The 11,619-nt window shown below is 39.1% G+C and carries 13 protein-coding genes; 6 read left to right on the top strand and 7 right to left on the bottom strand.

What is annotated here, in order from left to right; translation table 11 throughout:
- Positions 1-324: hypothetical protein (locus AC1TPC_RS26525; RefSeq protein WP_482069724.1), on the top strand; the 324-nt coding region annotated here is incomplete at its 5' end.
- Positions 325-333: 9 nt separating this feature from the next.
- Here AC1TPC_RS26525 and AC1TPC_RS26520 read toward each other — a convergent pair.
- Positions 334-1,227 carry a helix-turn-helix domain-containing protein gene (locus AC1TPC_RS26520; protein ID WP_482069723.1) on the bottom strand — a complete coding sequence of 298 codons (894 nt, stop codon included), beginning with the start codon at positions 1,225-1,227 and terminating at the stop codon, positions 334-336.
- A gap of 173 nt (positions 1,228-1,400) precedes the next feature.
- Between AC1TPC_RS26520 and AC1TPC_RS26515 the strand changes: the two genes are divergently transcribed.
- Entirely contained in the window at positions 1,401-3,158 is a 1,758-nt protein-coding gene (locus AC1TPC_RS26515; protein WP_482069722.1) for a glycoside hydrolase family 35 protein, read from the top strand.
- Positions 3,159-3,590: 432 nt separating this feature from the next.
- A complete protein-coding gene (gene hisB / locus AC1TPC_RS26510) occupies positions 3,591-4,175 on the top strand; it encodes an imidazoleglycerol-phosphate dehydratase HisB (RefSeq protein ID WP_482069726.1) in 585 nt (194 codons plus the stop codon).
- A 49-nt stretch (positions 4,176-4,224) separates the two neighbouring features.
- Here hisB and AC1TPC_RS26505 read toward each other — a convergent pair whose 3' ends face one another.
- Positions 4,225-4,332, bottom strand: a complete 108-nt coding sequence (locus tag AC1TPC_RS26505; protein WP_482069725.1) for a hypothetical protein — start codon at positions 4,330-4,332, stop codon at positions 4,225-4,227.
- Positions 4,328-4,462 carry a hypothetical protein gene (locus tag AC1TPC_RS26500; protein ID WP_482069721.1) on the bottom strand — a complete coding sequence of 45 codons (135 nt, stop codon included), beginning with the start codon at positions 4,460-4,462 and terminating at the stop codon, positions 4,328-4,330. Before AC1TPC_RS26500 ends, AC1TPC_RS26505 begins: the two co-directional genes overlap by 5 nt.
- A gap of 399 nt (positions 4,463-4,861) precedes the next feature.
- Between AC1TPC_RS26500 and AC1TPC_RS26495 the strand changes: the two genes are divergently transcribed.
- Complete coding sequence (locus AC1TPC_RS26495) at positions 4,862-5,170, top strand: hypothetical protein (RefSeq protein ID WP_482069720.1); 309 nt, start codon at positions 4,862-4,864, stop codon at positions 5,168-5,170.
- 898 nt (positions 5,171-6,068) lie between these two features.
- Here AC1TPC_RS26495 and AC1TPC_RS26490 read toward each other — a convergent pair.
- The 3 genes from AC1TPC_RS26490 to AC1TPC_RS26480 form a co-directional block, all read right to left on the bottom strand.
- The gene (locus AC1TPC_RS26490) at positions 6,069-7,397 is read right to left on the bottom strand and encodes a DUF5693 family protein (protein ID WP_482069719.1); all 1,329 of its coding nucleotides are present in this window, start codon (positions 7,395-7,397) and stop codon (positions 6,069-6,071) included.
- 20 nt (positions 7,398-7,417) lie between these two features.
- Positions 7,418-8,116, bottom strand: a complete 699-nt coding sequence (locus tag AC1TPC_RS26485) for a DUF5693 family protein (RefSeq protein ID WP_482069718.1) — start codon at positions 8,114-8,116, stop codon at positions 7,418-7,420.
- A gap of 83 nt (positions 8,117-8,199) precedes the next feature.
- Positions 8,200-9,216 (bottom strand): hypothetical protein, encoded by a 1,017-nt coding sequence (locus AC1TPC_RS26480; RefSeq protein WP_482069717.1) that lies wholly within the window; start codon positions 9,214-9,216, stop codon positions 8,200-8,202.
- 49 nt (positions 9,217-9,265) lie between these two features.
- On the opposite strand from AC1TPC_RS26480, the gene AC1TPC_RS26475 reads away from it, so the two are divergent.
- Positions 9,266-9,454 carry a hypothetical protein gene (locus tag AC1TPC_RS26475; protein ID WP_482069716.1) on the top strand — a complete coding sequence of 63 codons (189 nt, stop codon included), beginning with the start codon at positions 9,266-9,268 and terminating at the stop codon, positions 9,452-9,454.
- A gap of 215 nt (positions 9,455-9,669) precedes the next feature.
- Here the strand turns inward: AC1TPC_RS26475 and AC1TPC_RS26470 are convergent, their stop codons facing one another.
- Positions 9,670-10,425, bottom strand: a complete 756-nt coding sequence (locus AC1TPC_RS26470) for a class I SAM-dependent methyltransferase (protein ID WP_482069715.1) — start codon at positions 10,423-10,425, stop codon at positions 9,670-9,672.
- 195 nt (positions 10,426-10,620) lie between these two features.
- Here AC1TPC_RS26470 and AC1TPC_RS26465 point away from each other — a divergent pair, with 195 nt between their 5' ends.
- Positions 10,621-11,352 (top strand): aminoglycoside 3'-phosphotransferase, encoded by a 732-nt coding sequence (locus AC1TPC_RS26465; RefSeq protein WP_482069714.1) that lies wholly within the window; start codon positions 10,621-10,623, stop codon positions 11,350-11,352.
- The last annotated feature ends 267 nt before the right edge of the window (positions 11,353-11,619 follow it).

The raw sequence follows: 11,619 nt of genomic DNA, 5'->3' as shown, positions 1-11,619 counted from the left end.
ACTTCATCTTATGGTTGCTCCTCTCTTTGGGTGATGTTGTCTTCGCAAACACCATTCTACCAAAGATCGGGGCACTTTTTTATATTTTTATGTGATGGTACTTTCGTAATTCAGGATGAAATGTCCAGCGCATATGAAGGTACAACTGCCATAACACAAGAGTGGGAAGTTATTCCTAAGTATTCCAAAGAGAATATAAGAAATCAATTGTTCAAAACAGCTATAACACCGATTATGACTGGAAAAATGACTACCGAGGAATGGATGAATCAAGTAGAACATGCATTTATAGAGATTCAAGCGAATAGGAGCACACAAAATTAACAATAGAGATTACCCGTCCTCATTGCTTTGAGAACGAACAAATTTCGGTCGAAATGCACTAGGCGGCATGCCTGTCCACCGACGGAATTGTCTAGAAAAGTGGCTTGCAGACTGAAATCCAAGCTGTTCAGCCAGTTCTTCCATCGTATAGGTCGAATGCACAAGCAAATGCTTCGCCTGATTAAGCACAATTTTACTCATATACTGTCGCGGCGATTGCCCATAAACCTTAGTAAATATATGCGTGCAGCGTCCGCGACTAATCCCTAATGAGGCGGCAATTTCAGCTATTTTTCCATTATTTCCCTTCCGTAGTTTGTCTTCAATCTCATGGGCTAGCTCAGTTTCAAATACGGAGGCATTATGCATATTATCATCACTCATCAGAATCGGACTAGTCGCTTTTTCGCTGTACTTTATAAATTCACTAATGATGCCTATAGTATGAGATTGGATAATCAGGCGATTAAGCGCTTTGTCGTCCTCAACGGCATCTATCCGATTATTGTGTGAAAGAGCATTTTCAATCGCGTTAACATGTGACAGCAACGATAGTTGAGCTGCCTCTTCTGCCTTAATGATCACATAATCCGTTTTGCATAATCGTGCACGAATAATCGGGTCATCCAGATCGAAATGAAAATTAAAGAAACGATAAACGGATGTTGAGTTATTCTCAGAAGCATGCAACATTCCGGACTTTATTAATATCCAATCCCCGCTGCTAAACGTAAAAACATGGTCACCTATCGTTTGCCTTATCTCTCCATTTTTACAATGCAATAGTTCAAAGAGATTATGATGATGTCGTGGATAATACCAATTAGGATGAAAATTCCCTACATGACAACCGATAATCTGCAGCGTACTCGTTAGGTTAGGGAGTGAATAATTAATATCCATTTTACATGGACCTCCTTTCGTTCAATATTTCAAGCATCTAATTATAGCGTAACGCCCTCTGAACAAAAGGTCAAATAATACCTGCTTTTGTCCATTTGTTTGATCATTCTTTCCGCATAAAATGAGAAGTATCACTACGAAGCGCGCACCACTTAGAATTGGAGGTCACATAGATGACTGTGTTAACTGTACAAAATGATCAATTTATTTTCGATGACAAGCCTATTCGCTTGATTTCCGGAGCTATCCATTACTTTAGAGTCGTGCCTGAATATTGGTATGATCGTTTATTAAAACTAAAGGCATGCGGCTTTAATACAGTAGAAACTTATATTCCATGGAATTTCCATGAACCTGCACCTGGCAAGTTTAACTTTGAAGGTATGGCAGATGTTGAAGGCTTTATTCGATTAGCAGGCGAACTAGATTTGCATGTCATCGTACGCCCGAGTCCTTATATTTGCGCGGAATGGGAATTCGGTGGATTACCTGCATGGCTGCTTGCAGATCGAGAGATACAACTTCGTTGTATGAACCGCCCATATCTTGAAAAAGTGGACGCCTATTACGATGAACTATTGCCAAGACTGAAACCATTACTTTCCACAAATGGCGGCCCTATTATTGCTATGCAAGTAGAGAATGAATATGGAAGCTATGGCAACGATACAGAATATCTACAATATTTAGAGCAAGCGATGATAAGTCGTGGCATTGACGTATTATTATTCACTTCTGATGGACCAGAGAATAGTATGCTTCAAGGCGGAATGGTTCCAAATGTTCTAGAAACTGCGAATTTCGGTTCAAGAGCAAAAGAATCTTTCGAGATGCTTCGTCGATATCAACCACAAGGCCCGCTTATGTGTATGGAATACTGGAATGGTTGGTTTGATCACTGGGGTGAAGAACATCATGTTCGTAATGGTGATGAAGTGGCTCAAGTATTTGAGGAAATGCTTTCTTTAGGGGCCTCTGTGAATTTTTATATGTTCCATGGCGGCACTAATTTTGGTTTCACTAGCGGAGCGAATGGCTTAGAACGAGATCATTATGAGCCTACGGTTACAAGCTATGATTATAACGCACCATTGAATGAGGCTGGCGATCCTACTGAGAAATACTTTGCAATACGCGATATTATAGCGAAATATACAGATCTTCCTGAGATGGAAGTTCCTAAAGCTTTGCCTAAGCAAGCCTATGGAACTGTGATTGCTGCTAGCCATGCAGTCTTGTTTAATCAGTTGCACCAATTGTCTGAACCAGTAAAATCTGTCACACCAGAACCAATGGAGCGTAACGGACAAAATAACGGATTTATCCTATATGAAACATTTATTACAGGACCACGTGAAGAAAAAGAACTCATTATTCAAGATTGCCACGACCGAGCACTCATATTTTTGAATGATGAATTTAAAGGAATCATCGAGAGATGGGATTCCAGTAAAAAGGTGCATTTTGAAGTGCCAATTGGTGGCGCACGTCTACGAATTTTAGTTGAGAATATGGGACGTATCAACTACGGACCATTTCTAGCTGATCGTAAAGGTATTACCGAGGGCGTTCGTCACGGCAATCAATTCCTCTATGGATGGACGGTTTGGACATTGCCACTTGACGACTTGAAACCTTTAGACTTTGCTGCGATAGAGAAAACAACAACAAATGGTCCAGCATTTTATCGTGCAGAATTACACATTGAAAATGCTCCTGCTGATACATTCTTGAAGTTGGAAGGATGGTCTAAAGGGGTTGTGTACGTGAATGGATTCAATATAGGTCGATATTGGAAAGCTGGTCCACAGCATACCCTTTACATTCCTGCACCGCTTCTACGCCAAGGCAACAATGAAATCATCGTATTTGACATTGACGGAACAGAAAGCTTAGAGCTGCAGTTTGTTGATCAACCGGAGTTGGGATAATGCTTATTGCATGACAATCAACAACGATGTAGCGTCATTTCAGCATAAGAGATCTCTCTCCACCAAGACGAAGAGCCCTTGCTACGCAAGGGCTCTTTTTTTCTCAGATAATATCCCGTCCCAGTAGCCTATTGGCTAGGTACAAAAAGATACGTTTTTGTCAAAACGCTTAGTAAAGCTGGACCTGAGTAAGTTTGTGGTTGGAGTCCGCTCACAATCCTGATGTCTTTTAAAATATCCATACCTGAAACGAAGGCAGCAAGCCTTATTCGTTTTTTTTGGATTTGTATCCGACTTACATACCTTTACACTATCACTTTATTGCGGTAATATATTAGAGAAGTAAAGTGATAAAGGATGTGGTCTTAATCGAATTCATTCGGCTAGCAATACCAAAAGGCAACACCTCAGTTAAGAAGGGAGTTTGTTATGGTGCGAGAGGCATTAATTAACAGAAAAACAAAAGAAACAGAAATTAAACTGGAGCTTAATCTCGATGAATACAGTGAAGGCAACATCAACACGGGAATTGGATTCTTTAACCATATGCTCACGCTTTTTGCTTTTAGGGCAGGAATAAAACTAAATGTGGATTGCAAAGGTGATTTAGAGATAGATGGGCATCACACGGTTGAGGACATTGGAATATGCTTGGGGCAAGCAATCAAAAAGGCTATAGGGGATAAAAAAGGCATAAACCGTTATGGTAGTTCGCGTATACCTATGGATGAGAGCTTAGCATTAGTGGATTTGAGTATATCCAATCGCTCTTTTTTAGTGTTTAACGTGGAAATGCCGTCAACACGAGCAGGCGAGTTTGAAACCGAATTAACCGAAGAGTTTTTTCTCGCTGTAGCGCATAATAGCGGGATAACCATGCACATCAATTTGGAATACGGCAGAAATACACACCATATAAATGAGGCAATTTTCGTGGCATTCGGCGATGCGTTGAAGATAGCAATTAGGATAACAGGCGATGTTATTCCGTCTACGAAGGGTACGTTATCATTATGAAAAAAATATATATAGAGGCTGCCGCCTTTTTTAGGATTTCATTTTCTTCCTATAGATCAGCGAGTTGCTTGCGCAGCTTACGCATTTCTTCATCTTCGTGCTTCAACTTGCTGCTGCCTGGAAAGGCACTTTCTCCATCACGCCCATGACTCTTAATCCAGTCCCTTACCGTGGTATAGTGAACGCCAATCTCCTTGGCATGTTTCCCCTACCGTTGTTTCTTTAGCCAAGATACGCAGGACGACCTGCTCCTTAAACGCTTTGTCGTATTTCTTCCCTTGTCCCATTGTGAATCCCTCCATCTTTTATTATAGAGGTTTTCTCTGTGTCCATCTATTCGGGGCAAGGTCAATATCAGAATTCATTGATAATAAAACAGATTATATTTCTAACTTTATATTGAGCAATACAGGTATGGTTATTGGCAAATCTGTAATGGAGTCAACAATCGAAGAGACTAAAAATATTTTAATAATCTATACAGAAGTATTAGAACAAGAACGTAAATCAAGGATTCTAAGATTTTCTTGGGATACACTCAAGATTATCGTCTCAGCAATCGTTGGTGGCTTGTAGCAGTGTAGTAGGTACATGTGACAACTTGCTACGCAAGTTCGTGAATACCTGAACGTTAGACGAAATCTGTGGAAAAAAGTAACACAAACTATGTGATTTGAAGGTGGATAATGAAAAAAGCGAAAATAAATATTGGATTCATATTATTTGTTTTAGAAGGAATACCACTAATAATCTATCCATTTATATTATTAGCTAACATAATGAGTTTGGCTGGTGAAGGGTCAGGGAGTGAAAAATTCCTACTAGAATTTGTTATGAAAACATTTATATTTGTATCTACTACCTATCCAGTGACCTATATCGTATGCTTAATTCTTTATAAAAGTGAAAAGAAATTATGGAAGGCTCTTGTACCCATGTTTCATTTAATATTGGGTATTCTATTTTTTAATTTATGGATGGTTGTTGATAAATGATTGTTAAAAACATGAAATATAGTTTGATTGAATCAAAGAAGCCATAGGCTTTGTCTAACACCAGATTCACGCTACGGGCTGTGCACTTGGTTGAAGAAGATGTTACATTGATGAATACACCAACACAAACCCCACCTGATGAAATCAAAGCGAGTAGCAGGTGGGGTTTGTCGACTTTAATCATGATGAATGAAGGGGATTATTTTGCATACTGTAAATCTAGATTCAGAACATGTAATTTGAATTATGCTACATTGGACTGGGCATGAAATTGCTTCATATATAAATTATAATAAAGCCCCTTTAGTTCAATTAGTTCCTCATGACCCCGCACTTCCACTATTCCCCCGCTATCAAACACAAGAATAATGTCTGCATCTTGGATCGTAGAGTTTCGATGTGCTATTACATATGTCGTTCTGTCCTTCATCATTCGATCCAACGCTTCCTTAACAGCAATCTCAGATTCAGAGTCTACGTTGGAAGTAGCCTAATCCAAGAAAAGTATTGGTGCATCTTTCAAAACAGCTCTTGCAATAACAACTCTAGGAAGTTTATAATAAATTCCTTATATCATTCTTTACCTTACTAATCGAAATCGACTGTAGGTAAGCTGTAAAATAACTAACCAGAATGGTCCCAACCACTACAACCATATTAAAAATAACATACTGTTTGACTTGTTCCGGACCCTTTCCTTGAGCTAGAACGTCCAGGACGTGGTGCATCATCCATACTATGAAAAGGTCCAAAAATATTCCCAGTATAATCAAAATAAGCATGCTGGCATATAAATACCAATATCGATAAGAATGCTTTAGTAACCTCCAAAAAGAAGATGGCTTTGGTGAGGTCGGCAAATTGGGCATATGCTGGATCGTCTCGTTAATTACTGATTTCAATTCATTTTGATCCTATTTATATAAGGATTGATCCATCGTAAACTGTACTGGATGAGCAAGATAGCGACAAATCCTATTATCGTCCCAATCACGATACCATTAATCGTTCTTAACAAGGAAATCAAGATATACGTGTGGATATGCGCAAAGGAATCAATAATGGAAAGGTAGCCTAGAGCGCCGAATACAAGTAAATATTTCGTATATATAAATACCTGTTTATAGCGCAATGAGAAAAAGATTCCGATTAAAAAAAGCGGATGTGCGATTAGAAGTTCCTTAATGCGCGGTCTTGCTATCAAGACTTTTTCAAGAATGTTCCTCACGGTCATCTCTAGCGAACTCGCTTCTCCAGCATTCCCCGTTCTTGACAAATAATAAAGGACAACTAAAGCAACTATCATTCCTGCAACGACAGTAATGACGTTTAACTTATATAAGAGAATATTTAATAGAAATCTCTTAATGTTTTCTTGCTGCAAAAATAAAATGTAAAGACCAACAATGACAATCGGCAAAAGATGCAACACGCTGACTCCACGATATGTATTCATAGCGAGCATAAATGACACATGACTGAGTAATGTGATGTTTAAGAGTATACCGCTAAATGCAATGATTACGCCAAACATGAACCATCCAATCGATTGTACAAAAAGGCTCGCCGAAGAACGTCCGGCTTTCATTCTCGCGATCCCATCAATTACAACAATTGCCGCCAAACTTGCTGCCGATACACCACTCCCTAAAGCCATAGCCTGTGCAAATACAATTGGTGATAGCAGATAGAAAGCAATTGTACCTACAGCAGTAACGAAAATAATGGACCATAATCGTAGCATAATAAAAACTTCTGCCAATAAGAACATTAGAACAAGACTTCCAAGCACAGCAGATACTTTGCTTAAACCTGCCCCAACAAAATTATCAGACACATGAAATGGGGATGCAGCCCCTAGTGAGAAGCCGAGTTCTCGCATTCTTTTAATTGTACCTTCTTCACCTCTAAATATATCGTAAATTGCCTCCATAGGAGTAAGGTACTGTTTGGAGGATGTATCGAATGTATATCCCGTATGAAGATAAACCAACCGAATATTCCGATCCTTGATCCCTAACAAAAAACGCTCTTTAAACTTATTAATTTGGCTTTGGAGTCTGAACGCAGTTTGATTATCTACCAATTTCATAATCTCTGCCTTGCTTACAGTCATAGCCCTAACTATTCTATAGTTTGTCTTTTCCGCCAATTCTCTACTTCCTAGTTGAGGTCGCGGGGCAATAATGTCTTCGATATCAACGTATCCTATTTGATAGTTATTCATTAATTCCGCCATTTGATCTATCATGTTATGATCGCTACACTAGCAAAGCCAGTTACCTCGTTGCCATCAAAAATGACCGTTTCGGCACCATATTGTTGAAATTTCACCAGTCTTCGTTCAATATTCTCGATATCAAATGGTTTGTAAGTATTTGATATTCGAGCGATGATATTGAATCCGGCCTCTTTGACCAGTTCTAGGATTAGTGGGTCGGGATCAAGCGGCTTGTTTTTCGCATCATAATAACCCGCATCTATGCGCAAACCAGATTCATCGTCCAATTGCCATAGAGCAACCTCGATTCCATAGGTCATAAAGGATTCACGGATGAGAGGCTCATACACTTGCTTTGAACGTTCGTCTTTAAAGACCAAATAGGTATAGCTAGGATCTAATGAAACCTTGTTTTCGAATGTAATTATTTCAGCAGGGGTGATGACTCTTATTTTCTGCCCAAGCTCCAATCTGAATAAACTACTCTCATAAACGGCTATTGAATTTATCCCTGACTCTTTCAACGTCGCCAGTTGATCCTGTATGTATTCCTCTGGATTCTTGCTAATACTGCCTATTTCTTCGATATCATTGTAGTCCATTACAATTTCAACGTTTTTGGCCGCTTGTTCGATCTGAAGCCGTTGCCACACAGCAGGTAAAGTTAACACAACTAAAATGATCAGCAAGACCCAAACAAGCCTTTTTTTCTGTAAAATCGCCATTAGTCTATCCGCTTCTTTCTACAATAAATTCGATAGGGGACAACAATCCCCTATCGTAGGAAAGTAACAGTCGTGAATAGGTCTTAAAATGGATTCAATAGTTCTTCTAATTCCTGAACAAAAGTAAACATAGGGCAATTACGGATTGAAACGATTAACGAATCGTCCGTATGCATAATCTGAAAGTGAATATAAGGTGGCATCGTCTCGACAACTTTTTTTCTATTTCCACGCAACAATAGGTTCGCACTTTCTTGTTCGATTTTACCTACATAGTTAAATTGAATTCGGTTTACGCTTCTCCCAATGATTTCTGAAGCCATTGGAAACTTCGCTGAGATCTCGGGGTTCAACCGCAAATTCTTAAAATGGATATTATGATCGGCAGCTTTCTGCAAAGACTGTTTAACCATGGCCGCCGTTTCGAAATTACGAGGATTATATGGTATAGGTATCAGATCAACAAATTCACCTATAATGTCGCCAAAGCTCCTTCCCATGTAAAATCTTCCATAATTATAAATATAAAGTGGTATTTGTGTCAATTTCAAATAATCCTTCACAAAAACTCCCAACATATCCAGAGCAGTCTGCCATGCATCCATATATCCATTCCCTCGAATCGGATAGTTGAATACAAGATTGCAAATTTCGATTTTGTTCTCTTGTACACGCTCTATCATTCTTCTCATGTCCACTTCATAGGCTTCAAAGTCCAATAATTTAAACGAGTCCACTAGTTGCTGATCAGTTATCGATTGGGGACCCAAATTAATCTGATTCATGTACGATTCTAAGTGATTAGCGGACTGAATCACGCTATGGCCCTTCAAATAAGATTCGTAATATCGTTTAACCCGCTGACGAATGATATCGTCGCTCATCCGATCGAATATACTATGCAGCATCGGCATAACAAGCTTATAATGACTTTCGTTTAATTTGATTATGACAACTCTGTAAGGCAATACAGCATCGGAACTACTGTCCGCAAATTGATTGGTAACAATTTGTGGAAGTTGGTCTTGTAATAAATAATCTTGATCGTCTAGAGAATATTTGCTCAAATCTACAATCGGTAGCCGATTTGCCCCGAACATGTCAAAACGAGGTCTATGGGTTCAAACATTCCATTAGAGAATCGTATTTATGCAGATTATATGGGGTGGGATAAACTTACCGAAGATGAATGTTGGGGAAAATTTGAAGAAGGAAGCTATACTGATAAATGAATTAAGAGAAAAAGGGAAGATATTTTGGGAAACGTTTATTATTAAAAGGACCGAAGGTTTAAAACAAATTCTTGAAGAAGCATATCGCAGAAAGATGGCACAATAGCAACAACACTGGAAAGCGTGACCGCCTCCTTTACTATTTCCGCCAACACATCTCAACCATTTGTCTTTCCTGACCAACAGTGAGCAACACTCCACATGTGTCGAATAGACGTGTGAAAACAAATTAAAATTGTGTCCACAGATTGATGTTTGCTCTAGTTTCGTTCTATTTACGCATAGCCCCCACTAAATGATTCTCTATAATCGAAGCTTGATCTATACTTCTCCCCAAAATATCTCAGTTTCATAATCGAATAGAACAATACCATCCTGATTATTCCTATCAAATAGATTTTGCAGTTCCGTCATCATCGGATTGTAATTCGGATGCCCGGGTACAGGGCTGTAGGAAGATGATAGCAACCGGCCTCTCAAGCCCTCGAAATCGAACTCCTGACTCATTCTGAATCGCTCTTCATGCATCGTACCTTCCTTGAAAAAAGAGAGAAGCATCGTCTGCGAAATATTTTTATGATTGACTGTTTCGTAGTCGGTTCCGTAAGGATGAAGCAGTTGATCGTACTCTTCACGAAATGAAGTACCTTTAGTAAGACGGGAATTCCAGATTAGTATTACTCTCCCACCCGGCTGTAGAATTCTACGGAACTCGGTTTGCGCTGCTAAGCGATCAAACCAGTGAAACGCTTGTGCGCAGACAATAAACTCAACCGACTGATCAGGTAATCCAGTAGATTCTGCAGAACCTGATATAGTCTGAAAGTTCGAATTGCTTTCTAACATTTGCTCGGCGGCTACCCGCATTGCCTGATTCGGCTCGACCGCGGTCACATAGCTTCCGCGTTCCAGAAGTAGCTTTGAAAAGATCCCTGTACCGGAACCGATGTCTGCTATTTTACTGTTCGAACGCAAACCGACGAAGTCGTACAAATAATCAATAGCCTCTATCGGATAGCTCGGGCGATACTTCAAATATGAATCGACCCGGTTCGAAAACCTTTCTCCACTGTTCATCTCTCGTCACTCTCCCAGTATTTCATTAACAACGTCGATTTCCGAAGTAACCATGTTAATACCTTCACCTCTAGGCTAGGCTATCTAAACTTCATTACACTACTTTTCTCTCTTTATCTTAGAATACCTTCCTGTTTATTCCATTAAACTTTATGTTAAGATTTACTAAGGAATTGTACGAGGAGTGGGAATGATATGAAACGAACGGAAGTCTCCTTTGATATTGAGACCATACCACTAACCATTAGGCAGTATATAAAGGGGGCCACAATTTATGATAGTAGTTGTTCCGAAAATGCAAAGACACTTTTGATTTCGGGTACAGAACGTGCTTTTCTTAAGATAAGCAAAAGAGGTTCGCTTGAACGTGAATACAAAATGACAAAATTTTTACATAAACATAAACTTGCACCGAATGCCATAGCCTATGAATCAGAGTTAGATTATGATTATTTATTTACAGAAGCAGTAAGTGGTGAAGATGGAACGGCAGTGCCACACATTGAGAATCCTAGTAAATTGGCATGTGTGTTTGGCGAATATCTAAAAATGTTGCACTCACTACCTACCGAGGGCTGTCCATATGGCAATAGAACTAATGAATTGTTGAATGAAGCACATCTTAAGGGAATAGACCTTAGTATTATGAGTGAGTACAACTATTCAGCTATCGATAATGTGATAATACACGGTGATTACTGCTTACCTAATATCATAATGGATAACTTTTCATTCAAAGGTTTTATTGATTTAGGATATGGTGGAGTAGGCGACAGACATTACGATATCTATTGGGGATTATGGACACTAAATTATAACTTGAAGACTGATAAATACAGGGATATATTCTTAGATGCTTATGGAAGAAGTGATATTAATTATGACGGACTGAATTATTTTACAAAACTGATTAAGTTGACGGATTAAAATCATTCATTTAACAAAAAAAAGAGGGGTTCGCCGCCCCTCTTTGCTATTCCCGCCAATACATCTCCGATTTAATTTTCCTAAAACTGAAAACATGTACTAAACAGCACGCCTGATTTATTTACTTTATGTTTTATGCAGATAGATATCAACCTGAATCCGTGACACCTCAGTAATCTCAACCGTATGGCACATGGATCATCTTCCAATCTGACCCAATAGCCAAATTCAGCTGTTTCAGGGTAACTCAAAACAGAACCCTTGCTC

The sequence above is a fragment of the Paenibacillus sp. Y280 genome (genome assembly GCF_056786335.1).
This window is presented reverse-complemented; position numbering and strand designations above follow the sequence as displayed.

Coding starts and splice junctions, on each gene's coding strand:
- AC1TPC_RS26520 (WP_482069723.1), bottom strand. CDS start 1,227: ATGGATATTAATTATTCACTCCCTAACCTAACGAGTACGCTGCAGATT.
- AC1TPC_RS26515 (WP_482069722.1), top strand. CDS start 1,401: ATGACTGTGTTAACTGTACAAAATGATCAATTTATTTTCGATGACAAG.
- AC1TPC_RS26500 (WP_482069721.1), bottom strand. CDS start 4,462: ATGGGACAAGGGAAGAAATACGACAAAGCGTTTAAGGAGCAGGTCGTC.
- AC1TPC_RS26495 (WP_482069720.1), top strand. CDS start 4,862: ATGAAAAAAGCGAAAATAAATATTGGATTCATATTATTTGTTTTAGAA.
- AC1TPC_RS26490 (WP_482069719.1), bottom strand. CDS start 7,397: ATGAATAACTATCAAATAGGATACGTTGATATCGAAGACATTATTGCC.
- AC1TPC_RS26485 (WP_482069718.1), bottom strand. CDS start 8,116: ATGGCGATTTTACAGAAAAAAAGGCTTGTTTGGGTCTTGCTGATCATT.
- AC1TPC_RS26480 (WP_482069717.1), bottom strand. CDS start 9,216: ATGTTCGGGGCAAATCGGCTACCGATTGTAGATTTGAGCAAATATTCT.
- AC1TPC_RS26475 (WP_482069716.1), top strand. CDS start 9,266: ATGCAGATTATATGGGGTGGGATAAACTTACCGAAGATGAATGTTGGG.
- AC1TPC_RS26470 (WP_482069715.1), bottom strand. CDS start 10,425: ATGAACAGTGGAGAAAGGTTTTCGAACCGGGTCGATTCATATTTGAAG.
- AC1TPC_RS26465 (WP_482069714.1), top strand. CDS start 10,621: ATGAAACGAACGGAAGTCTCCTTTGATATTGAGACCATACCACTAACC.